The following is a 21,581-nucleotide window of genomic DNA, read 5'->3' on the forward strand; positions in this document are numbered from 1 at the left end:
ACGATGAGCGCAGTCGCCAGTTCAGGCGATGGCGATCTGCTCAGAGCTTCTTGGCGAGCGCAGCGGCCACGTCGCGGTAGGCCTTCGCGCCCTTCGAGGTGCGTGAGGTTGCCAGGATCGAGCGCCCCACGGCCGGCGCCTCCGCGAACCGCACCGTCTTCGGGATCGGCGGGTCCAGGACGGGGAGGTCGTACCGCTCGCCCACGTCCGCGAGGACCTCACGCGCGTGGTTGCTGCGGCCGTCGAAGAGAGTGGGCAGGATCCCCCACACCTCGAGGTCCTTGTTGAGGATCTTCTGGACGTCGCCCACCGTGTCGAGCAGCTGGCCGACACCACGGTGGCTGAGCATCTCGCACGGCATCGGGATGATCAGCGCCTGGCTCGCCGTGAGGGCGTTCAGGGTCAGCACACCCAGACTCGGGGAGCAGTCGAGCAGGATCACGTCGTACTCGTCCCGCACCTCCTCGAGCGCCGTGCGCAGCACGTACTCCCGACCGGGCCGCGGCAGCAGCTGGGCCTCGGCGCCCGCGAGGTCGATCACGCTCGGCACCAGGTCGACCCCGTCGTCGCAGGCCACCCGCACGTCGGCGATCGTCGCCCTGCCGAGCAGCACCTCGTTGATCGAGCTGTCCACCTCGTCGGGGTCGACACCGAGGCTGAAGGTCAGACAGGCCTGCGCGTCGAGGTCGACGAGGAGCACACGCTTGCCCTGTTCCGCGAACGCCGCGCCCAGCGAAGCGACCGACGTCGTCTTCGCGACGCCGCCCTTCTGGTTGGCCACGGAGACGATCGTGGCCGGCTTCGTGCGGGTGCTCGCCACCAGTGGCCGCCCTTCTGCTGTGCTTGCCCTCGGGAGATGGGTATGCCGGTGGGCCAAGTCTGTCAGGTGAGTGCGCCGTCCCCGTGGCCGCCCGTCCCACCGAAACCTGGGATTGTCCGTGAATCCCGCTTCCGCGTCTGTAAGGTTGAGGCTTCAAGAGCTTCGGTGCCGGGGGGCTGCATCGAGCCGACCAATCGGCAGGCAGCGCCCAGCGCAGGGGGTGGCAGCATGACATCAGGGGACGCCGTGGACGGCGCCACCCGGGACAGGCCGCGTCCGGGCGATCCGGACGCCTTCCCCGACGCGCTGCGCACGGCCATCGCCGGGAGCGGCCGGAGCCTGGAGTCCCTGCGCCGCAGGCTGGCGGAGCGCGGGACCCCCGTCAGCATCGCCACCCTCAGCTACTGGCAGTCCGGTCGCAGCAAGCCCCAGCGCGGTTCGTCCCTGCGCGCCGTGCTGCACCTCGAAGAGCTGCTCCAGCTGCCGCACGGACACCTCCTGGACCGGATCGGCCCTCGTCGTCGACCGTTCCTGACCCAGCAGGAGGTCACCGCCGTCGGCCTGCCCATCGACCACCCCGACGCCGAGCTGGCCCTGGCCGACCTGGGCTTCGGGGCCAACCCGGGCCTGGTCGACGTCACCATCCACGACACCCTCGATGTCGACGAACACGGCGTCGAACGAGTGCGGACCATCCGCAACGTGGTGCGGGCCGTGCGACCGGGCGCCCAGCACCTGCCCGCGCTGCTGACCATCGACGTGCCGAGCGGTGAGCGCGCCGAGTTCGTGCCGGTGAGCGGGTGCACCCTCGGTCGTCAGGTGTCGCGACCCGAGGTCGGCGTGTTCGCGGCCGAGCTGGTGCTCGACCGGCCGCTGCGGCTCGGGGAGACGGCTGCGGCCGAGCACCGGGTCCTGATCCCCCGCGACCTCGGCTCCAAGCACTGCATCGAGTATTACCTCGTGCGCGAGGTCACCGAGCTGATGATCTGGGTGCGGTTCTCCCCTGCCCGGCTCCCTGCACGGGTCGTGACCTACAGCACCCTCGGGGGTCGGACCATGTCCCGCCCGGTCCACCTGAACGGGTCGACGAGCGTGCAGCACGTCCTGCACCACGCCGGGCCGGGGGTCGTCGGGGTCCGCTGGGACTGGTGACACCAGCAAGCTTTTGGCTGGCACAGCCTGCTGGTCGGTGGACAGGTTGCCCCTGTCCACCACCGAGAAGCCTTGGCTAGGAGAGGTCCCCGGCAGCTGCGGGCGCCGGCTGCTCGAGGGCGGCCCAGTCGGACTTCTCCGGACCGAAGGCCTGGCCCGCCGGGCAGTGCGCCCGGAAGTCGCACCACTGGCAGATCGGGCCGACGTTGGCGGGGAACCGACTCGAGTCGACGCCGAACTCGGCGTAGTCGTCCTCGGCCCGTCGGGCCTCGCGGGCGATCGACTCGGCCTCGTCGATCTTGCGCTTGAGCGACTCACCAGAGTGCTCGTGGCTGGCGACCGACCCGCTCGGGAGGTGGTGGAGCTCGACGCGCACGCACTTGCGCCGGAACATCTTCCACACCGCCGCGGCGTAGAGGGCGAGCGGGAGCGACGTGCGCGCGTCGTCGTCGGTGGGCTCCCAGCGGCTCATCTTGTAGTCGACGACGGCCAGCTCGCCGGCGCGGTCGTCGAGGCGGTCGATGCGGCCCTGGAGCGTGAAGACCTCGGTCTTCAGCGAGACGGTGCGCTCGATCCCCAGCGGCTGGTGGGCCGGGTCGACGTCGTCGAGGTAGGCGACCACCTGACCCTGGGCCCGCTCACGCCACGCGATCGACTGGTCTGCGTCGCGGAAGCCCACGTCGATCCACGACGTGCGCACCAGCTCAGCCCCGGCCGCCGGCGAGCGCTGCTCCACCGGGAGGTCCCACCAGTCGCGCAGCGCGTTGTGCACGGCCACCCCGACCGAGGTGTGGGCTCGCTGCGGGCGCGACGGCGGGGCCGGGCGGTCGAGGTACTGCATGCGGTAGCGCCGCGGGCAGTCGACCCACGCCAGCAGCTTGCTCGGGCTGGCGCGGAACAGGCGACGCGGCATACCCACGAACTCCTGCTGGACGCCGCGCGCGCCGTGACCCTGGTCGCCAACTTCCCCCGTGCCCATGCCGACCACGCTAGGCGGTGCCGCTGACAAAGGCGCGGATGCTGTCGGCGACCATCTGGACCGCGATCGCGGAGAGCAGGAGGCCGGCGATCCGGGTCACCAGCACCGTGCCGCTGTCCTTGAGGACGCGGTGCACCTGGCTGGCGAAGCGGAAGAACAACCAGACGACGAACATCGTGGCGACCAGACCGGCCGCGACGGCGATGTAGTCGCCCACGGCGTCGGCGCGCTTGACCTGCAGCATCGTCGCGACGATGGCACCCGGGCCGGCCAGCAGCGGGGTGCCGAGCGGCACCAGGGCGACGTTGACCCCGGCGTCGGCGTGCTGCTCCTGCTCGGACCCGGTCAGCAGCTGGAGCGCCACGAGGAGCAGCAGCAGACCGCCGGCGCCCTGCAGCGCCGGGAGCGAGATGTGCAGGTAGGTGAGGATCTGCTGCCCGAACACGGCGAAGAGGACGATCACGCCCAGCGCCACGAGGGACGCCCGACGGGCCGCCGCGACCTTCTGCTTCTGGGTGAGCGAGGAGGTCAGGGCGAGGAAGATCGGCAGGGCGCCGGGCGGGTCCATGATCACCAGCAGGGTCACGAAGACCGAGCCGAAGGTCTGGAGGTTGATGATGTCGTTCACGCTCGTGCCACCCTGACCACGTCGATGCCGCTGGTTGCCTGTTCCTCGATCTGCGCGAGCACTTCCGGGGTCGTCGTGTTCTCGCCGAGCCGGTTCTCCTTGCCCGCGCCGTGGTAGTCGCTCGACCCCGTGACGAACAGCCCCAGCCGCGCCGCGAGCTCGACCGCGTGGGTGCGCTCCGCGGGCGTGTGGTCGCGGTGGTGCGCCTCCAGCCCGGCCAGGCCGGCGTCGGCCATCCGCTCGATGACCGAGTCCTCGACGGTCCAGCCGCGACCGTTCGCGAACGGGTGCGCCATCACGGGCACACCGCCCGCCGCGCGCACGAGCTCGACGGCCCGCACCGGGTCGGGGGCGTAGTGGGAGACGTAGTAGCGGCTGCCGTTGCGCAGGACATCGGCGAACGCCTCGTCGCGGCTCATCACGAAGCCGCTCGCGACGAGCGCGTCGGCGATGTGTGGCCGACCCATCGTCGTGCCGACACCTGCCTGCGCGCGCACCTCCTCGATCGTCACGGGTATGCCGTCGGCAGCCATCAGCTCGACCATCCGGTCGATCCGGGTCACCCTCGAGTCGCGGGCCCGGTCCAGCTCGTGCAGGAGGCCGCTGGCCTCAGGGTCGACCAGGTAGGCCAGCAGGTGGACGCTGATCCCGCGCTGCGAGCACGACACCTCGACCCCGCGCACCAGGTCGACGCCGAGCTCGCCGGCGGCTGCCACGGCAGCCGGCCACCCGGCATACGTGTCGTGGTCGGTGAGGGCCACCACGTCGAGACCGGCCCGCGCAGCCTGCGCCACGACGACCTCGGAGGGTTCGGTGCCGTCGCTCGCGGTGGAGTGGGTGTGGAGGTCGATCGGCACGTGCCCAAGGGTAGGGCCCTCGCCGTGCCATCATCGCCAGGTGCCCTCCCCCTCGCGACTGCCGATCCGCGATGCCGAGGGCGCGGACCGCTTCGAGGTCTTCCTGGTCTGCTCGGTGCTGTCGATCGCGCTGACCCGGATGATCCTGGCGGCCACCGGCTTCCCCCAGCTGGGTGGCGGCACCCTGCACCTCGCCCACCTGCTCTGGGGCGGTCTCGGGATGCTCGTCGCGCAGCTCATGTTCATGCTGTTCCTCAGCCGGGCCGTGCGGAACGTCGCGACGGTGTTCGCCGGCATCGGGTTCGGGTTGTTCATCGACGAGGTGGGCAAGTTCGTCACGGGTGACAACAACTACTTCTACGAACCCGTGGCCGCGATCATCTACGGCACGTTCGTCGGGATGTACCTCGTCGTCACGTTCGTCGTGCAACGGCATCCCCTGACCGATCGTGAGCGGGTCGTCAACGCCGTCGAGCTGCTGAAGGAGTCCGCAGCGCACGACATGGACCAGGCGGAGCGGCAGCGCGCGATCGACCTGCTGCGCGAGGTGGGCGGCTCGGAGCCCTTGGCCGGGCCGCTGCGCCGCACCCTCGAGGGGCTGCCGGTCACCGCGGTCTCCAGCTCCTTCATCGCCCGCGCCTACGCCCGGGCGCGGCGGACGATCGTCGGCCTGCCCCGGCTCGAGCTGGTCAAGCGCACCGCCGTCGTGGTGGTGCTCGTGTTCGTCGTGGCGTCCATGGTGCGCCCGCTGGTCCTCCTCGCCAGTGGCCCTACGACGAGCGACGTGATCTACGGGCTCTTCAGCGTCGCCTCGGCGGCTCTGGCCGTCGTGGCCACCGTCCGGTGGGTGCGCGGAGACCGGGAGCGCGCCCTGCGGATGTTCGAGATCGCGTTGCTCGCCGAGCTGTTCGTGGTGCAGTTCTTCCGGCTGCTCGACCAGGAGTTCGCCGGCTACCTGCTCGTCTTCATCAACCTCGCCCTGCTGGGGTTGTGCCGGGGTTTGCTGTTCGAGCACCGAAGCCCGCGGCAGACCGACGCGGACCCGGTCATCCCCGTCGGCGAGGACAGCGCCGTCGGGGAGGGGCCTCCCGGCGTCGTCTGACCCCAGAAGCGGCCAATTGCCCGCTTCCCCGAGCCCCACAGGCGGCGCGGGTCAGGAAAGTCGGCCAATTGCCCGCTTCCCCGAGCCCCACACGCCGCGCGGGTCAGGAAAGTCGGCCAGTTGGCCGAGTCCTGACCGCGCCCCCGGGTCAGGTGGCGACCGGGCGGAGCTCGACGGTCTCGCCCGGTCCGGCGAACTTCTCGGCCACCTCCTCGGCTCGCTCCTGGCTGACGACGTCGATGAGGAAGAACCCGGCGAACTGCTCGACCGTCTCGGCGTAGGGGCCCTCGGTGATCTTGCGCCGCCCGGCGTGCCACCGGACCAGGCGCGCGTCGGCGGGGTCGCCGAGCGCCTGGCCGCCGAGCAGCTCGCCGGTGTCGGACATCTCCTGCATCACCGACTCGAAGTCGGCCTCGAGGGACGCCCGCTCCTCGGGCGACAACGCCTGGTGCTCGGCGACGAAGTCACTGGTGGGGTGACCCCACGGTTGTGGGTTGGAGTGGATGAGGATGACGTACTTCATGGTTGCTGCTCCCTGTCCGGGGATCGGTGGCCGGGTGGCCCTGTCACTACCCTGACGGCCCGGAACCGACGGTCTCGATCTTTCGACCCGGAATTCTCGAGAAAGTTCTGCGACCACCTCCCGACGCGTCCGCTGTGAGGGAACCCACGCGGCATACCGGTGTCCCTGCGGGGCGGGCATCGGCAGGATGGGGCCCATGCAATTCGGACGCAGCTACGAGGAGTTCGAGGTCGGCGCGGTCTACAAGCACTGGCCCGGCAAGACGGTGACCGAGTACGACGACCACCTGTTCTGCCTGCTCACCATGAACCACCACCCGCTCCACCTCGACGCCAACTACGCGGAGAACACCACGCAGTTCGGCAAGAACGTGGTGGTGGGCAACTACATCTACTCGCTGCTGCTGGGCATGAGCGTGCCCGACGTCTCCGGCAAGGCGATCGCCAACCTCGAGATCGAGTCGCTGCGCCACGTGGCCCCGACCTTCCACGGCGACACCATCTACGGCCAGACCGAGGTGCTCGACAAGTGGGAGTCGAAGTCCAAGGACGACCGCGGTGTCGTGCACGTCGAGACCAAGGGCTACAACCAGGACGGCACGCTCGTGTGCATCTTCCGCCGCAAGGTGATGGTGCCCAAGGACTCCTACCTCGAGGCGCGCGGAGGCGAGCAGCCCGGCCGCCCCGAGCTGGTCGAACCCGCCCCCAAGGACTAGCCGTCACGACCTCGGTATGCCGCGTGGCCGGCTTCGTGCCGCACTAGGGTCACCTCATGGCCGATTTCGTTGGTGCGGTTGACCAGGGAACGACGAGCACCCGCTTCATGGTGTTCGACCACGACGGCGCCGAGGTGGGCCGACACCAGCTCGAGCACGAGCAGGTGATGCCGCAGGCCGGCTGGGTCGAGCACAACCCGCTCGAGATCTGGGAACGCACCCAGACGGTGATCGGCTCGGCACTGTCGCAGCTCGACCTCCAGCCGTCGGACCTGTCCGCGCTCGGGATCACCAACCAGCGCGAGACCACGGTCGTCTGGAACAAGCGCACCGGCCGACCGCTGCACAACGCGATCGTCTGGCAGGACACCCGCACCGACCGCATCGCCCGGGCGCTCGACCAGTCCGGCAAGGGCGACGTCATCCGCGAGCGCGCCGGGATCCCGCCTGCGGCGTACTTCTCCGCGGGCAAGGTCCAGTGGATCCTCGACCACGTCGAAGGCGCCCGGGCCGCCGCGGAGCACGGTGACGCCCTCTTCGGCACCATCGACACCTGGCTGCTGTGGAACCTCACCGGCGGCACCGACGGCGGGGTGCACGTCACTGACGTCACGAACGCCAGCCGCACCATGCTGATGGACCTGCGGACCCTCGACTGGGACGACGAGCTGCTCGGCTTCTTCGACATCCCACGGCAGATGCTCCCCACGATCCGGCCGAGCTCCGACCCCGAGTTCTACGGGCTGACGCGCGCCGGTGGCCCGCTCGGTGGTGAGGTCCCTCTCGCCGGAGACCTCGGCGACCAGCAGGCCGCGACCGTCGGCCAGGTCTGCTTCGCGCCTGGCGAGGGCAAGAACACCTACGGCACCGGAAACTTCATGATCCTCAACACCGGCGAGGAGATCGTGCGCAGCGAGTCGGGGCTGCTGACCACGCTCTGCTACCAGCTCGGCGACGCCAAGCCGGTCTACGCCCTCGAGGGCTCGATCGCGGTGACCGGGTCGGCGGTGCAGTGGCTGCGCGACCAGCTCGGGATCATCTCGGGGGCCGCGGACATCGAACGCCTCGCCAAGCAGGTCGACGACACCGGCGGCCTCTACTTCGTCCCGGCCTTCTCCGGCCTGTTCGCCCCCTACTGGCGGCCCGACGCCCGTGGCGCCATCGTCGGCATGAGCCGGTTCAACACCAACGCCCACCTGGCGCGGGCCACGCTCGAGGCGATCTGCTACCAGACCCGCGACGTCTCCGACGCGATGACCAAGGACAGCGGGGTCGAGCTCGAGGTGCTCAAGGTCGACGGTGGCGTCACCGCGAACGACCTCTGCATGCAGCTCCAGTCCGACATCCTCGGCGTGCCGGTGTCCCGTCCCGTGGTCGCCGAGACGACCGCGCTCGGGGCGGCCTACGCTGCTGGTCTGGCCACCGGTTTCTGGTCAGGCACCGACGAGCTCCGCGCGAACTGGCAGGAGTCGAAGCGGTGGTCACCGACCTGGTCGGACCGGCAGCGCACCGACGGGTATGCCGGGTGGCGCAAGGCCGTGGAACGCACCCTTGACTGGGTGGACGTCGACGAGGGGTAGGACATGGGTCTGGCAGGCACCAACACGGCACTCTCGCCGCAGGGCCGCGAGCGCGCGATCGCCACGCTCGGCAGTGGCGAGGAGCTCGACCTGCTCGTGATCGGTGGTGGCGTGGTCGGCAGCGGTACCGCCCTCGACGCCGTCACCCGCGGCCTGTCGACCGGGCTGATCGAACAACGCGACTTCGCGAGCGGCACGTCCTCGCGCAGCAGCAAGCTCATCCACGGCGGCCTGCGCTACCTCGAGATGCTCGACTTCGCCCTCGTCCGAGAGGCCCTGCACGAGCGGGGGCTGCTCCTGACCACCCTCGCACCCCACCTCGTGCGCCCGGTGCCGTTCCTCTACCCGCTGACCCACCACGGCTGGGAGCGCGCCTACGTCGGGTCGGGCATCGCCCTCTACGACGCGATGGCCATGAGCTCGGGTCACGGCGCGGGTCTCCCCCACCACCGCCACCTGACCCGTCGCCAGGCGCTGCGCCTCATGCCGAGCCTGAAGAGCAGCGCACTCACCGGTGCAGTGCAGTACTACGACGCCCAGGTCGACGACGCCCGACACACCATGGAACTCGCCCGCACGGCGGCCAGCTACGGCGCGCACGTCGCGAATCGCGTTGCTGCCATTGGCTTCCTGCGCCAGGGCGAGCGGGTGACCGGCGTGCGGGCCGTCGACAAGCTCACCGACCGCGAGTTCGTGATCAACGCCAAGCAGATCGTCAACGCCACCGGCGTGTGGACCGACGACACCCAGGCGATGGTCGGCGAGCGCGGCCAGTTCCACGTGCGCGCGTCCAAGGGCATCCACCTGGTCGTGCCCCGCGACCGCATCCACTCCTCGACCGGCCTCATCCTGCGCACCGAGAAGTCCGTGCTCTTCGTCATCCCGTGGGGCCGGCACTGGATCCTCGGGACGACGGACACCGACTGGTCGCTCGACAAGGCGCACCCGGCGGCGACCCGGGCCGACATCGACTACATCCTCGACCACGTCAACCGCGTGCTGGCCACCCCGTTGACCCACGAGGACGTCGAGGGCGTCTACGCCGGCCTGCGGCCCCTGCTGGCCGGCGAGTCCGAGTCGACCAGCAAGCTGTCGCGCGAGCACGTGGTCGCCCACAGCGCGCCAGGGCTGGTCGTCGTGGCAGGCGGCAAGTACACGACCTACCGCGTGATGGCGAAGGACGCCGTCGACGAGGCGGCCCAGGCCATCCCCGGGCGCATCGCCGAGTCGACGACCGACACCATCCCGCTGCTGGGCGGCGTCGGCTACCAGGCGGCCTGGAACCAGCGCCAGACGCTCGCCCGCTCCTCCGGGCTGCACGTCGCCCGCATCGAGCACCTCCTGCGCCGCTACGGCGCCCTCACCCAGGAGCTCCTCGACCTCGTCGCAGAGCGGCCCGAGCTCGGCCAGCCGCTCGACGGCGCCGAGGACCACCTGCGGGCCGAGATCGTCTACGCGGCGTCGCACGAGGGGGCGCTGCACCTGACCGACGTGCTCACCCGCCGCACCCGGATCTCGATCGAGGCCTGGGACAGAGGGGTCTCGGCCGCCCCCGCCGCCGCCGCGCTCGTCGCGCCGGTGCTCGGCTGGGACGACGCCCGCACCAAGGAGGAGATCGAGATCTACCTCGGTCGTGTCGAGGCCGAGCGGATCAGCCAGACCATGCCCGACGACGCCAGCGCCGACGAGGCCCGTCGGAGCGGTCCCGACGGCACCCTCTGACTGGTCGACGACGACTCGAGACACCTTGGACACACTTTGAACATCGCAGGTCAGACGGTTAGCGTGGGTGTTCCAGGCAGCTGAGCACACTCGATCCCCCCGCCTTGGCCAGCCCACCGAGAGGAGTGCCGCGTGTCGTCGCCGAGCATCCTCTGGCTGCGCCGGGACCTGCGTCGTGGCGACCTCCCGGCCCTGGGTGCGGCGCATGACGCGGCCGCGAGTGCCTCGGGCACCGGGCCTGGCGAGGTGGCCGTCGTCTTCGTGCTCGACCCCACGCTGTGGAAGGGCGCCGGCGACGCCCGCCGTGCCTGGCTGGCCGAGAGCCTCCAGGCCGCCGACGCGGCATACGAAGGGCGGCTCTGCGTGCGGGAGGGTGACCCGGTGGAGGTGGTCCCGGCACTGGCCGCCGAGCTGGGCGCACACTCCGTCCACGTCTCCCGCGAGACCACGCCCGCGGGGCGACGCCGCGACCGCGCCGTGGCGGCGGCGCTCGGCGAGGCCGGCATCGCGTGGGTCGAGACCGGCTCCCCGTATGCCGTGGGGCCGGGCTCGGTGCGCAACGGCTCGGGCACGGAGTACAAGGTCTTCACGCCCTTCTCGAAGGCGTGGCGCGAGCACGGCTGGCCCGCTCCGGCCACGGAGCCGAAGGACTTGCGCCTGGCACAGGTGCGGTCCGACCAGTCGGCCCTCACCACCCTCGAGGACGCCCGCGAGGCGAACGGCCTGCCCGCTCTGCCCGCCGCGGGCGAGGCGGCCGCCCTCGAGCGGTGGGCCGACTTCCGCGACGGTGCTCTGGCCGACTACGGCACCGACCGCGACCGGGCCGACCTCGACGGGGTGTCGCGGCTGTCGCCGTACCTCAAGATCGGGGCCGTGCACCCCCGCACCCTCTTGGCCGACCTCGCGGACGGCCGCAGGAACCTCGGCCCGGGAGCCGACCGGTTCGCGACCGAGCTGGCCTGGCGCGAGTTCTACGCCGACGTCCTGTGGCACCACCCGGAGTCGGCGTGGCACGACCTGCGCCCCGCCCTGTCGGGGATGGACTACGACGACGGCGGCGAGGCCGTCGAGGCCTGGCGCGAGGGACGGACCGGCTACCCCGTCGTGGATGCGGCGATGCGCCAGCTGCTGCGCGAGGGCTGGATGCACAACCGGATGCGGATGGTCACGGCCAGCTTCCTCACCAAGGACCTGCACGTGTGGTGGCCGATCGGGGCCAGGCACTTCCTCGACCACCTGATCGACGGCGACATCGCCTCCAACAACCACGGCTGGCAGTGGGTGGCCGGCACCGGCACGGACGCGTCGCCGTACTTCCGGGTCTTCAACCCGATCACGCAGGGACTGCGCTTCGACCCGCACGGCGACTACGTCCGTCGCTACGTGCCGGAGCTCGCCCACCTCGAGGGACCGGCGGTCCACGAGCCCTGGAAGCACGACGACGGCTACGCCCACGACTACCCCGAGCGGCTCGTCGACCACGCCGACGAGCGCCGCGAGGCGTTGCGCCGCTACGCGTCGGTCCGCGGATGAGCGGGTCCACACCGGGCGCCCACCGGACGCCTGCGGCGAGCCGGGGACCGCACCCGGTCCGCGAGGTCCGCGACTTCATCCGCGCGGCCCTCGTGACGCCGGTCGCGCGCGACCACACCGAGAGCGACGCGGCCTTCCGCCGACGCCGCGTCGTCGCCCTCGTGACCCTCGTCGTCGGCGCGGCGGTGCTGGCGTTCGCGTTGCGCATCCAGCCGGGCGACCCGATTTTCTACGTCGCGACGCTCGGCCTCGCTGCCGTGTGGGCCACCGGGGCGTTCGCCTCTGGCCCCCTCCACCTCGGCCACGCCCACACCCGCGCCGGCGGACAGGACGCCCGGCCGATCGTCCAGTCCCTGGCGCTCGGCGCGCTCCTCCTGGCCCTGTTCCTCGTGGGGGCAGTGGTGGTGGCCCAGGTGCCGGTCCTGCGCGACCCCGTGCAGCACCTCCTCGACCACGCCCGCCTCGGCTCACTCGCCCTGGTGGCCGTGCTCACCGCCGTCAACGGCGTCGCCGAGGAGCTCTACTTCCGCGGCGCGCTCTACTCCGCGGTGGGCCGCCGGCACGCGGTGGCGATCACCACCGTCGTCTACGCGCTGACCACGGTCGGGGCCGGCATACCGCTGCTCGTCCTGGCCGCCGGCCTGCTCGGGCTGCTGACCGCCCTGCAGCGCCGCGTCACCGGTGGCATCCTCGGCCCGGTCGTCACGCACCTCACGTGGTCGCTCGGGATGCTCTTCCTCCTGCCCCTCGTCCTGTCCACCGGGAGCTGACGCATGACCGACTCCGTCCCCCGCAGCACACCACGCACGGCGCTCGTCACCGGCGCGACGGGCTACATCGGGGGCGAGCTCGTGCCCGCCCTGCTCGACGCCGGGTGGAGGGTGCGCGTGCTCACCCGCAGCAGCTCGCGCCTCGCAGGCCATCCCTGGCACGAGGACGTCGAGGTGGTCGAGGGAGACGCCACCTCACCCGACGACCTCGGCCGCGCCCTCGACGACACGGAGGTCGCCTACTACCTCCTGCACTCGATGGACGGGCGGGGCAGCTTCGTCGAGCGCGACCGCACCATGGCGCAGGGCTTCGCCGCCGCGGCCGCCGACGCGGGCACCACCCGGGTGGTCTACCTGAGCGGCCTGCACCCGTCGGGCAAGCTGTCCGAGCACCTCGCGTCGCGGGTCGAGGTGGGCGAGATCTTCCTGGCCGGCCCGGTGCCCGCCACCGTGCTCCAGGCCGGAGTGGTGCTCGGGGACGGGTCGGCGTCGTTCGACATGCTGCGCCACCTCACCGAGCGGCTGCCCGCGATGGTCGCGCCGAAGTGGGTCGACAACCGTATCCAGCCGATCGCCGTCGACGACGTCGTGCACTACCTGGTCGGTGCCGCCGATCTCCCGGCGGACAGCAACCGCACCTACGACATCGGCGGCCCCGAGGTGCTGACCTACGCCGACATGATGCAGCGCTACGCCGAGGTGGCCGGCCTGGGCCGTCGCCTGATCGTGTCCGTGCCGGTGCTGTCGCCCCGGCTGGCTGGACTGTGGGTCGGTCTCGTCACGCCGATCTCCGCCGGCATCGCGCGCCCGCTGGTCGGCAGCCTGGTCCACGAGGCGGTCTGCCACGAGGACGATGCGCAGACCGAGATCGGCCCCCCACCGGGCGGTCCCGCGGGCTTCGACACGGCCGTCCGGGCCGCACTGCGCACCGTCGACGCCCAGCAGTGGCGGCGCACGGTCCAGCGGACCGCCGGCGCCGCCGCCGGTGCGGCCGTCGGCGCCGCCATCGTGGCCGCGACCCTCCGGACGATCGGCCCGCACCGTGAGCGCGGGTGACCTCGCTGGACGTGTGGCGCCGGCCTGACGGGGTAAGGCCACCGGACTGCTCGCGTGTGCCGGGTGGCGCCCCTTCGCGACCGCCCTCACCACAGCCATTGCCCGACGCAACCCGCGTCACTGACCACAGGAGCACGTGAATGCCCACCGTCCGACGCACCGTCACCACCACCGCACCACCGACCCGGGTCCTGCCCTACCTGCTGGACTTCGAGAACGCCGTGGAGTGGGACGCCGGCACGGTCACCTGCGAGCTCCTCTCGGGCGACGGCTCCCCCGGCACCGTCTGGCACAACGTGTCGAAGTTCGCGGGCCGCACCGTCGACCTCGACTACACCCTCGAGAGCGTCGCCGACCACGGGTTCGTCATCGTGGGGCGCAACGAGACCACCACCAGCCGCGACACCATCACCGTGTCCCCCGACGGCGCCGGGTCGTCGGTCGACTACACGGCGGAGTTCTCCTTCACCGGGCTGGGCCGGTGGCTGTGGCCGGTGGCGATGCCGTTGCTCAGCAAGCTCGGCAACGACACCGCCCGCACGCTCAAGTCGGCCCTCGACCGGCTGTAGACCGTGCCCAGGTTGCGGAAGGTCTCACCCCAGTCGAAGGGCTGGCGGCGTCGCCGAGCAGGCAAGGGATTCGTCTACCTCGACGAGAACGGGGCGAAGCTGGGCGCCGCTGACGTCGAGCGGATCCGGTCGCTGGCGATCCCGCCGGCCTGGGAGGACGTCTGGATCTGCCCCCTGCCGCAGGGACACATCCAGGCCGTGGGCACCGACGTCGCGGGTCGGCGCCAGTACCTCTACCACCCGGTCTGGAGGCTCAAGCAGGACCAGACCAAGTTCGACCGGGTGCTGGCCGCCGCGGCCAAGCTGCCCGCGGCCCGACGACGCATCCTCGCGGACCTCGCGCTCGAGGGCATGCCCCGCGGTCGGGCGGCCGCGACCGCCGTACGCCTGCTCGACCTCGGGTACTTCCGCATCGGCAACGACGCCTACACCCAGGACAACGGGTCGTTCGGTCTCACCACCCTGGAGCGCCAGCACGTCCGCCGCCGCGGCGACGTCATCGTCTTCACGTTCGTCGGCAAGTCCGGGATCGAGCACACCATCGAGATCGACGACGCGGCCGCCATCGAGGCGCTGGACCGGATGCGGCGGCGCAAGTCGGCGAGCAAGCGGCTGCTGGCCTACCAGGAAGCCCGTCGTTGGTCCGACCTCGACTCCACCGCCGTCAACGCCTACCTGGGCGACCTGCTCGGCGGCGAGCTGACCGCCAAGGACTTCCGCACCTGGCACGCGACCGTGCTGGCCGCGGTCGCCCTCGCTGCGAGCGACGAACCGGGCGACACCAAGGCGTCCCGCAAGCGGGCGGTCAAGGCAGCCGTCGACGAGGTGGCGGGGTACCTGGGCAACACCCCGACCATCGCCAAGAACTCCTACATCGACCCGCGCGTGCTCGACCGCTACGAGTCGGGTGCCACCATCGACGTGGACCCGTCGCGCTACCGCACGCCCGAGCGTCGCCAGGCGGCGATCGAGAAGGCCGTGCTCGCGCTCCTGGCCGACGACTGACCCTCAGCCGGCGGCCCGGCCACTCAGTGCCCGTCCAGCGTGGTCGAGGTCAGGCCGAGCAGGGTGGCGCCTTCGCGAGGGCAGCCGCGGCGGCGCGGTAGGCGGTCAGCGCGGGCTTGGCGTCCTCGACCATGCCGGCCCACCGATCGAGGTACTCGGCTTCGCCCATGTGCTGCTTGTGGGCCATCATCGCGAGGTGGGCCGCCCACTGCCGGTGCACCACCGCACCGGTGCGCGCCACCCGCGCCAGCGACGCCGACCGGGTCGTGCACCGCTTCGCGGGCACCTCGACGGAGGAGCCGGACGTGGTGGCAGCGAGCCGGTCGCAGCCACCGCGAGCGCGCTGCACTGCCTTCACGGCTCGCGTGCACGCCGCCAGATCGGCCGGACCGCGCGCCTTCGAGGCCGCCCACTGCGCCTCGGTCTGCGCCACGGTGAACTCGCCGGAGTCGAACTTGCGCTGGGCATCGGTGTGCAGGCCCCAGTCCCGAGCAGATGCGGCAACCGCCCTGGCCAGCCCCTGCTGGGCACGCACCGTCGTGGTGCAGGACGCGAGCGCGGTCACGGCCGTGGCGTCGGTGGTCGCCGAGCCCGGCGCACTGGAGCTGGTCGAGCTCGTGGCGCTGGTGCCCGCTGCGCCGCTCGAGGAGGTGCTGCTCGACGGCGCACTGCCGGACGAGGTGCTGGACGAGGTGCTGGAGGACGTGCTGCTCGGGGACGTGGTCGTGGCGCCGGCTCCGCTCGGCGGTGGGGTGGCATCGTCAGCCTTCATCGCGGCATACACGCCTCCGACTGCCAGCGCCGCGACCAGCAGGACACCCGCGCCGATGACCACCGGGTGCCTGGCCTTGCCCCTGTGCCGTGCCATGGACCGATGCTGGCAAAGGACGTCTCGGACGACCCCCACCATTGGGGTGAGGCCGGGTGGTGCCATGGCACGATGGGCGGGTGAGCGAAGAGCAGAAGAAGTCGGAGAACCGCGCCCGCCCGACCACGGACGAGTTCCGTGCGTTTGTCGCCGAGGACTGGGCTCCACGGCCGCCCGGTCCGAGCGAGCTGAGCGAGGCAGCCCGGTATGCCGCGGCGCGTCGGGAGGCGGTCAGCGCCGCCTTCCAGGGCGACCGGCTGGTGATCCCCGCGGGTGGGCTCAAGGTGCGCAGCAACGACACCGACTACGTCTTCCGACCGCACACCGCGTTCGTCCACCTCACCGGGCTCGGCGGCGACCGCGAGCCGGATGCCGTGCTCGTCCTCGAACCCCGCGACGACGGCACGCACGAGGCGATCCTCTACTTCCGTCCCCTGGCCGGGCGGGACACCGACGAGTTCTTCGCCGACGCCCGCTACGGCGAGTTCTGGGTGGGCGCCCGCCCGACCATCGAGGACGTGGAGATCGAGCTCGGCGTCACCGGCCGCCACATCGACGAGTTCTCCGACGCGGTGGTCAAGGACGCCGGCGAGGTGACCGTGCGCCTGGTCCGGGACGCCGACCGTGACCTCACCCGCGAGCTGGACACCGCCCGCACCTCGGAGGCGGTCTCCGCCACGGCCGAGAAGGACGACCTCACCGAGGCCGACGACGAGCTCGCCCACTTCCTCTCGACCCTGCGGCTCACCAAGGACGAGTGGGAGGTCGAGGAGATGCGCAAGGCCGTCAAGGCCACCCACCACGGGTTCGACGCCGTCATCGCCGACCTGCCGGAGGCCGTCGCCAAGGGCCGCGGCGAGCGCTGGGTGGAGGGCGTCTTCGGCCTCACTGCACGCCACGAGGGCAACGGCGTCGGCTACGACTCGATCGCCGCCGCCGGCGACCACGCCACGACGCTGCACTGGATCAAGAACACCGGTGAGCTGCGTGACGGCGACCTCATCCTGCTCGACGCCGGCGTCGAGGTGGACTCGCTGTTCACCGCCGACATCACCCGCACGCTCCCCGCCAACGGCACGTTCACCGATGCCCAGCGCGAGGTCTACGACGCCGTCTACGCGGCGCAGGAAGCGGGCCTGGCGGCGGTCAAGCCGGGCAACAAGTTCTCCGACGTGCACGCCGCCGCGATCAAGGTCATCGCCGAGCACCTGCTCGCGTGGGGCCTACTGCCCGAAGGCGTTTCGGTCGAGGACACCCTCGACAAGGAGCACGGCCAGTACCACCGCCGCTGGATGGTGCACGGCACGAGCCACCACCTCGGCCTCGACGTGCACGACTGCGCCCTCGCCACCCGCGAGGAGTACATGGACGCCGAGCTGCTGCCGGGCATGGTCCTGACGGTCGAGCCGGGCCTCTACTTCAAGGCCGACGACCTCAAGGCACCAGAGCGCTTCCGTGGCATCGGCGTGCGCATCGAGGACGACGTGCTGGTGACCGCCGAAGGCCACGAGAACCTCTCCGCCGGCATGCCCCGCGCGTCGGCCGACGTCGAGGCCTGGATCCGCGAGGTCCAGAGCCGCTAACGGCGCTCGACGACGTCCAGCGTGAGGGCCTTGTCGACGCCGGCTGCCTGACCGCCCCACCCGAGGATCATGCCGATCAGCTCGGCCGGCTTGGGGAAGGTGTCGGGCAGCGCGTCGTTGTAGGCCCGGTGGGCCTCCAGCGACGCCACCGCCTGCTCGAAGTGGTCGCCCACGTCGACGAAGTGCGTCGCGGTGGGCGACCCGCCGAAGCAGAGCCGCTTGACGTTCCAGGGCTCGAAGCCCTCGTCGACCAGCTCGGGGAAGATCCAGCGGTTGCCGGCGTCGGCGACCGCGTCGACGGTGGCGAGCCCGACGGCGCGGTGGTCGGCCTGGTTGAGCATCCCCTGGACGAACCGGTCGCCGTAGTGGCCGGTGATCACGACGTCGGGCCTGCGTCGCCTGATCTCGCGAGAGATGTCGCGGCGCAGGGCCAGGCCGTACTCGACGTTGCCGTCGCGATGGCTCCCGAAGTCCACCTCGGTCACCCCCACGATGGCCGCCCCGTCGCGCTCCTCCTGCTCGCGGACGCCGGCCGCCTCGTCGGGGTGCATGGTGTCGATGCCTGCCTCCCCCCTGGTCAGCAGGAAGTACGTCACGGTCTTGCCGGCCGCGGTCCACTTGGCCACGGCCGCAGCGGTGCCGTACTCGATGTCGTCCGGGTGCGCCACGACGCACAGGACGGAGGTGAAGTCGTCGCCGAAGTCGGCGAGAGCGGGCTTGTCCCCTGCGTTCTCAGTCATGGGAGGGAGCGTATGCCGCGTGCCCGCGACCGCGCCTCCCCTCACTGACGGTTCTTCGGACGGACCGGGTCGCGACTCTGAAGGATCCGCCGGGTCCTGGCCCGCAGGATCCTTCAGAGTCGCGAGGTCGGCGCCGAGCTCAGACGGTGGGAGGCGGCGGGGGGCTCGCCTGCTCGGCGGCGGCGCGCTGACGCTCGGCCTCGCGGGCGGCGTCGACCTGGGCCTGGGCTGCCGCCATCGGGTCCATCTTGGTCAGGAGCTCACGGGCCTGGGCCGCGAACTTGTGCTCCACCAGGACCTCGTACTGGGTGGCGACGACCTGCATCACCGAGGTGAAGTCACGGTTGCCCCCGGTCAGGGCGTAGCCGATCAGCGCCCAGACCAGGCCGAAGATCGCCCCGAACGCCACCGTCAGCAGCACCCCGACGAACCCGGCGCCGTTGCTGCCCGTGTCGAGCAGCGAGAAGATCAGGCCCACGAAGAGGCCGAGCCACGCACCGGAGACGAGGCCGCCGACCGCGACCCGCTGCCGGGTCAGCCGACCCGTGACGCGCTCGAGCTGCTTGAGGTCGGTTCCGACGATCAGGACGTTCTGCACCGGGAACTGGTGGTCGGAGAGGTAGTCGACGGCCTTCTGGGCCTTGTCGTAGGTGTCGTACCGTCCGAGCGACATCGGGTACTCCAGCGACAGGACCGCGCGGGACCTGGCCATGGCATTGGGCTGGGTGCTCATGGCACCAGTGTGTCAAAGCCCGCTGGGAGGCCGCTGGACGGCACCCGATCGGGACCTGTGGTGCGCCGCGCGGCCGGCCACGCGGCATACGTCGCCCTCACTTCTTGAGAGCGCCATCACTTCTTGAGAGCGCCATCACTTCTTGAGAGCGCCATCACTTCTTGAGAGCGAAGTCCTCGAGGAGGCGGCGGCCGATGATCATCTTCTGGATCTCGGCGGTGCCTTCACCGATGAGCAGCATCGGGGCCTCACGGTAGAGGCGCTCGATCTCGTACTCCTTCGAGTAGCCGTAGCCACCGTGGATGCGGAACGACTGCTCGACCACGTCGGCACAGTTCTCGGCGGCGAGGTACTTGGCCATGCCGGCCTCGAGGTCGTTGCGCGCACCCGCGTCCTTGAGCCGCGCGGCCTTGACCATCATCTGGTGGCTGGCCTCGACCTTGGTCGCCATGTCGGCGAGGCGGAACAGGATGCCCTGGTGCTCGGCGATCTTCTTGCCGAACGTCTCGCGCTGCTGGGAGTAGGCGATCCCGAGCTCGAAGGCCCGCATCGACACCCCGCAGGCGCGGGCGGCCACGTTGACGCGACCCACCTCGACGCCGTCCATCATCTGGTAGAAGCCCTTGCCCGGCTCGCCGCCGAGGATCTGGGCGCTGGTGGTCTGGTGACCCTCGAGCACCATCTCCGTGGTGTCGACGCCCTTGTAGCCCATCTTCTCGATCTTGCCGGGGATGGTGACGCCCTGGGCGGTCTCGCCGAAGCCGGCGGTCTTGTCGATGAGGAAGGTCGTCATGTTCTTGTAGACCGAGTCGGCGCCGAGGTCCGTCTTCACGAGCACCGCAACGAGATTCGCGCTGCCGCCGTTGGTGAGCCACATCTTCTGTCCGGTGATCGACCACTGGTCGACACCGTCGACCGTGTCGCCCTTCACCGCCTTGGTCCGGATCGCGGAGACGTCGGAACCGAGTCCCGGCTCACTCATCGAGAAGGCGCCCCGGATCTCGCCGGTCGCCATCTTCGGCAGGTAGCGCTGCTTCTGCTCCTCGGTGCCGTGCTGCAGCAGCATGTAGGCGACGATGAAGTGGGTGTTGACGATGCCGCTCACCGACATCCAGCCGCGGGCGATCTCCTCGACCACCAGCGCGTAGGTGAGCAGCGACTCCCCGAGACCGCCGTACTCCTCGGGGATCATCAGCCCGAAGATCCCCATCTCCTTCATGCCCTCGACGATCTCGGTCGGGTACTCGTCCTTGTGCTCGAGCTCCTGGGCCACGGGGATGATCTGCTCGTTGACGAACTCGCGCACGAGCTTGACCAGCTCCGTCTGCTCCTCGGTCAGGCCGTCGGTCTGCTGGAGTCGGGACATGCGGTTCGCCACCTTGCAGCTGTAGGGATTCGATCTCGGGGATCAGGACCTCCCGCGAGTATGCCGAGTGGCCCGGTCCCAGCACAGGTTGCGGCCGTGTGAGCCTCCCCACCCAGACCTCACCTTTATCGGGTCAAGCAAGAACGTTGACCTTCACCCGGGAAACAAACCGGTGTGAAGGTCAACCTTGTCCCTAGACCCGATAAAGCTGGGACTCGGTAAATCAGTGGCGTGACCGACCGCGGGTCTGTCACGCTCTCCGGGTATGTCGCGTGGCACAGCGCCGCGCGCACGACTCCCTCTCGGAGGGACGACTACATCAACCGAAGGAGGCACGAGATGTCCACGACTGTCCTGGGCGTGTCCACTGCCCTTTCCCTTCGTTCGATGGAGTCCACCCATGCAGTTCCAGGAGCACCTCTCCTTCTCGTTTGACAGCCTTCCCGACGCACCCCCCGAAGGTGAGCGTTGGTCCAGCTGGGACGGTGCGACGCACGGTCCGAAACCCCGACCCGACTGGGTCATCACCGCGCTCGGTGCGGTCGAGTCCGACCTCGGTGTCCTCAAGACGGGCAAAGAGGCCGACGTGCACATCGTCCGGCGCTGGCTGCCGGACGGGACGACCACGCCTGCCGTCGACTCGTTCCTCGCCGCCAAGCGCTACCGCACCGGCGAGCACCGGCTGTTCCACCGGGACGCCGGCTACCACGAGGGCCGACGGGTCCGGCGCAGCCGCGAGATGCGCGCCATGGCCCGGCGCACCGAGTTCGGCAAGGAGCTGCTCTCGGGGCAGTGGGCCGTGGCCGAGTTCGAGGCGCTGGCCACGCTCTGGGAGATGGGCCTGCCCGTCCCCTACCCCGTGCAGCTCAGCGACCGCGAGATGCTGATGGAGTTCATCGGCGACCCCGGCGAGGCGGCACCGCGTCTCGCGCAGACGCGCCCGTCGGCCGACCTGCTGCCCGAGCTGTTCGAGCAGCTGCGCACCTCGATGGTCACGTTGGCCAGGCGCGGCTGGACGCACGGCGACCTGTCCCCCTACAACGTGCTCCTGCACGACGAGCGGCTGGTCATCATCGACTGGCCGCAGATCGTCGACATCATCGGCAACCCGCGTGGCTTCGAGTTCCTCGAGCGCGACGTCGCCAACATGTGCCGGTGGTTCGTCAGCAAGGGGCTCGAGGTCGACGAGGGCGAGTTGCTCGGCGACCTCGTCGCAGAGGCGACCTCGCGCTGGTAGCCCGACACCCGCGGGGTGCCGGCCCGCGCCGGTGGCCGGCCAC

General features: G+C 70.8%; 21 protein-coding genes. 12 read left to right on the forward strand and 9 right to left on the reverse strand.

Going from position 1 to position 21,581, the window contains the following annotated elements:
- Positions 1-40: 40 nt before the first annotated feature.
- On the reverse strand, positions 41-820 hold the full coding sequence (locus ASG95_RS15725) for a ParA family protein (RefSeq protein WP_235543930.1): 780 nt from the start codon (positions 818-820) through the stop codon (positions 41-43).
- A gap of 228 nt (positions 821-1,048) precedes the next feature.
- On the opposite strand from ASG95_RS15725, the gene ASG95_RS15730 reads away from it, so the two are divergent.
- The gene (locus ASG95_RS15730) at positions 1,049-1,972 is read left to right on the forward strand and encodes a hypothetical protein (protein WP_157582157.1); all 924 of its coding nucleotides are present in this window, start codon (positions 1,049-1,051) and stop codon (positions 1,970-1,972) included.
- 76 nt (positions 1,973-2,048) lie between these two features.
- Here ASG95_RS15730 and ASG95_RS15735 read toward each other — a convergent pair whose 3' ends face one another.
- The 3 genes from ASG95_RS15735 to ASG95_RS15745 are packed head-to-tail and all read right to left on the reverse strand — an operon-like array spanning position 2,049 to position 4,436.
- A complete protein-coding gene (locus ASG95_RS15735) occupies positions 2,049-2,951 on the reverse strand; it encodes a PD-(D/E)XK nuclease family protein (RefSeq protein WP_235543932.1) in 903 nt (300 codons plus the stop codon).
- A gap of 10 nt (positions 2,952-2,961) precedes the next feature.
- Positions 2,962-3,579 carry a MarC family protein gene (locus ASG95_RS15740; protein WP_056923878.1) on the reverse strand — a complete coding sequence of 206 codons (618 nt, stop codon included), beginning with the start codon at positions 3,577-3,579 and terminating at the stop codon, positions 2,962-2,964.
- Positions 3,576-4,436, reverse strand: a complete 861-nt coding sequence (locus tag ASG95_RS15745) for a PHP domain-containing protein (protein WP_057378069.1) — start codon at positions 4,434-4,436, stop codon at positions 3,576-3,578. Before ASG95_RS15745 ends, ASG95_RS15740 begins: the two co-directional genes overlap by 4 nt.
- A gap of 40 nt (positions 4,437-4,476) precedes the next feature.
- On the opposite strand from ASG95_RS15745, the gene ASG95_RS15750 reads away from it, so the two are divergent.
- A complete protein-coding gene (locus tag ASG95_RS15750) occupies positions 4,477-5,538 on the forward strand; it encodes a hypothetical protein (protein WP_057378070.1) in 1,062 nt (353 codons plus the stop codon).
- A gap of 148 nt (positions 5,539-5,686) precedes the next feature.
- Here the strand turns inward: ASG95_RS15750 and ASG95_RS15755 are convergent, their stop codons facing one another.
- Entirely contained in the window at positions 5,687-6,061 is a 375-nt protein-coding gene (locus ASG95_RS15755; protein WP_057378071.1) for a YciI family protein, read from the reverse strand.
- A 196-nt stretch (positions 6,062-6,257) separates the two neighbouring features.
- Between ASG95_RS15755 and ASG95_RS15760 the strand changes: the two genes are divergently transcribed.
- The 8 genes from ASG95_RS15760 to ASG95_RS15795 all read left to right on the forward strand — a co-directional run bounded on the left by ASG95_RS15760 (position 6,258) and on the right by ASG95_RS15795 (position 15,011).
- Positions 6,258-6,776: a MaoC family dehydratase gene (locus tag ASG95_RS15760; protein ID WP_056923882.1), complete on the forward strand. Its 519-nt coding sequence runs from the start codon at positions 6,258-6,260 to the stop codon at positions 6,774-6,776.
- 56 nt (positions 6,777-6,832) lie between these two features.
- The gene (gene glpK / locus ASG95_RS15765; protein ID WP_057378072.1) at positions 6,833-8,356 is read left to right on the forward strand and encodes a glycerol kinase GlpK; all 1,524 of its coding nucleotides are present in this window, start codon (positions 6,833-6,835) and stop codon (positions 8,354-8,356) included.
- A gap of 3 nt (positions 8,357-8,359) precedes the next feature.
- Positions 8,360-10,078 (forward strand): glycerol-3-phosphate dehydrogenase/oxidase, encoded by a 1,719-nt coding sequence (locus ASG95_RS15770; protein WP_057378073.1) that lies wholly within the window; start codon positions 8,360-8,362, stop codon positions 10,076-10,078.
- 132 nt (positions 10,079-10,210) lie between these two features.
- Positions 10,211-11,611 (forward strand): deoxyribodipyrimidine photo-lyase, encoded by a 1,401-nt coding sequence (locus ASG95_RS15775; RefSeq protein ID WP_057378074.1) that lies wholly within the window; start codon positions 10,211-10,213, stop codon positions 11,609-11,611.
- A complete protein-coding gene (locus tag ASG95_RS15780; protein ID WP_057378075.1) occupies positions 11,608-12,381 on the forward strand; it encodes a CPBP family intramembrane glutamic endopeptidase in 774 nt (257 codons plus the stop codon). Before ASG95_RS15775 ends, ASG95_RS15780 begins: the two co-directional genes overlap by 4 nt.
- A gap of 3 nt (positions 12,382-12,384) precedes the next feature.
- Entirely contained in the window at positions 12,385-13,437 is a 1,053-nt protein-coding gene (locus ASG95_RS15785) for an NAD(P)H-binding protein (protein WP_082592682.1), read from the forward strand.
- Positions 13,438-13,577: 140 nt separating this feature from the next.
- Positions 13,578-14,006 carry an SRPBCC family protein gene (locus tag ASG95_RS15790; RefSeq protein WP_057378076.1) on the forward strand — a complete coding sequence of 143 codons (429 nt, stop codon included), beginning with the start codon at positions 13,578-13,580 and terminating at the stop codon, positions 14,004-14,006.
- Between the two features lie 3 nt (positions 14,007-14,009).
- On the forward strand, positions 14,010-15,011 hold the full coding sequence (locus tag ASG95_RS15795; protein ID WP_057378077.1) for a DNA topoisomerase IB: 1,002 nt from the start codon (positions 14,010-14,012) through the stop codon (positions 15,009-15,011).
- Positions 15,012-15,060: 49 nt separating this feature from the next.
- On the opposite strand, the gene ASG95_RS15800 is transcribed toward ASG95_RS15795, so the two are convergent.
- Positions 15,061-15,879 (reverse strand): hypothetical protein, encoded by an 819-nt coding sequence (locus ASG95_RS15800; protein WP_057378078.1) that lies wholly within the window; start codon positions 15,877-15,879, stop codon positions 15,061-15,063.
- Between the two features lie 80 nt (positions 15,880-15,959).
- On the opposite strand from ASG95_RS15800, the gene ASG95_RS15805 reads away from it, so the two are divergent.
- A complete protein-coding gene (locus ASG95_RS15805) occupies positions 15,960-17,462 on the forward strand; it encodes an aminopeptidase P family protein (protein ID WP_057378079.1) in 1,503 nt (500 codons plus the stop codon).
- Here the strand turns inward: ASG95_RS15805 and ASG95_RS15810 are convergent.
- The 3 genes from ASG95_RS15810 to ASG95_RS15820 all read right to left on the reverse strand — a co-directional run bounded on the left by ASG95_RS15810 (position 17,459) and on the right by ASG95_RS15820 (position 20,301).
- Positions 17,459-18,202 carry a PIG-L deacetylase family protein gene (locus ASG95_RS15810; protein ID WP_057378080.1) on the reverse strand — a complete coding sequence of 248 codons (744 nt, stop codon included), beginning with the start codon at positions 18,200-18,202 and terminating at the stop codon, positions 17,459-17,461. The two genes, ASG95_RS15805 and ASG95_RS15810, sit on opposite strands and share 4 nt — an antisense overlap.
- Positions 18,203-18,341: 139 nt before the next feature.
- The gene (locus tag ASG95_RS15815; RefSeq protein WP_056923892.1) at positions 18,342-18,935 is read right to left on the reverse strand and encodes a general stress protein; all 594 of its coding nucleotides are present in this window, start codon (positions 18,933-18,935) and stop codon (positions 18,342-18,344) included.
- A 154-nt stretch (positions 18,936-19,089) separates the two neighbouring features.
- Positions 19,090-20,301, reverse strand: a complete 1,212-nt coding sequence (locus ASG95_RS15820; RefSeq protein WP_057378081.1) for an acyl-CoA dehydrogenase family protein — start codon at positions 20,299-20,301, stop codon at positions 19,090-19,092.
- 400 nt (positions 20,302-20,701) lie between these two features.
- Here ASG95_RS15820 and ASG95_RS15825 point away from each other — a divergent pair, with 400 nt between their 5' ends.
- A complete protein-coding gene (locus ASG95_RS15825) occupies positions 20,702-21,538 on the forward strand; it encodes a serine protein kinase RIO (protein ID WP_057378082.1) in 837 nt (278 codons plus the stop codon).
- Positions 21,539-21,581: the final 43 nt, after the last annotated feature.

This window comes from Phycicoccus sp. Soil803 (assembly GCF_001429685.1).
Taxonomy (GTDB): domain Bacteria; phylum Actinomycetota; class Actinomycetes; order Actinomycetales; family Dermatophilaceae; genus Pedococcus.

Excerpts from the sequence above, each read along its gene's own strand:
- ASG95_RS15730 (WP_157582157.1), top strand. The coding sequence starts at position 1,049 with ATGACATCAGGGGACGCCGTGGACGGCGCCACCCGGGACAGGCCGCGT.
- ASG95_RS15735 (WP_235543932.1), bottom strand. The coding sequence starts at position 2,951 with ATGGGCACGGGGGAAGTTGGCGACCAGGGTCACGGCGCGCGCGGCGTC.
- ASG95_RS15755 (WP_057378071.1), bottom strand. The coding sequence starts at position 6,061 with ATGAAGTACGTCATCCTCATCCACTCCAACCCACAACCGTGGGGTCAC.
- ASG95_RS15760 (WP_056923882.1), top strand. The coding sequence starts at position 6,258 with ATGCAATTCGGACGCAGCTACGAGGAGTTCGAGGTCGGCGCGGTCTAC.
- glpK (WP_057378072.1), top strand. The coding sequence starts at position 6,833 with ATGGCCGATTTCGTTGGTGCGGTTGACCAGGGAACGACGAGCACCCGC.
- ASG95_RS15770 (WP_057378073.1), top strand. The coding sequence starts at position 8,360 with ATGGGTCTGGCAGGCACCAACACGGCACTCTCGCCGCAGGGCCGCGAG.
- ASG95_RS15780 (WP_057378075.1), top strand. The coding sequence starts at position 11,608 with ATGAGCGGGTCCACACCGGGCGCCCACCGGACGCCTGCGGCGAGCCGG.
- ASG95_RS15785 (WP_082592682.1), top strand. The coding sequence starts at position 12,385 with ATGACCGACTCCGTCCCCCGCAGCACACCACGCACGGCGCTCGTCACC.
- ASG95_RS15790 (WP_057378076.1), top strand. The coding sequence starts at position 13,578 with ATGCCCACCGTCCGACGCACCGTCACCACCACCGCACCACCGACCCGG.
- ASG95_RS15800 (WP_057378078.1), bottom strand. The coding sequence starts at position 15,879 with ATGGCACGGCACAGGGGCAAGGCCAGGCACCCGGTGGTCATCGGCGCG.
- ASG95_RS15810 (WP_057378080.1), bottom strand. The coding sequence starts at position 18,202 with ATGACTGAGAACGCAGGGGACAAGCCCGCTCTCGCCGACTTCGGCGAC.
- ASG95_RS15815 (WP_056923892.1), bottom strand. The coding sequence starts at position 18,935 with ATGAGCACCCAGCCCAATGCCATGGCCAGGTCCCGCGCGGTCCTGTCG.
- ASG95_RS15820 (WP_057378081.1), bottom strand. The coding sequence starts at position 20,301 with ATGTCCCGACTCCAGCAGACCGACGGCCTGACCGAGGAGCAGACGGAG.
- ASG95_RS15825 (WP_057378082.1), top strand. The coding sequence starts at position 20,702 with ATGCAGTTCCAGGAGCACCTCTCCTTCTCGTTTGACAGCCTTCCCGAC.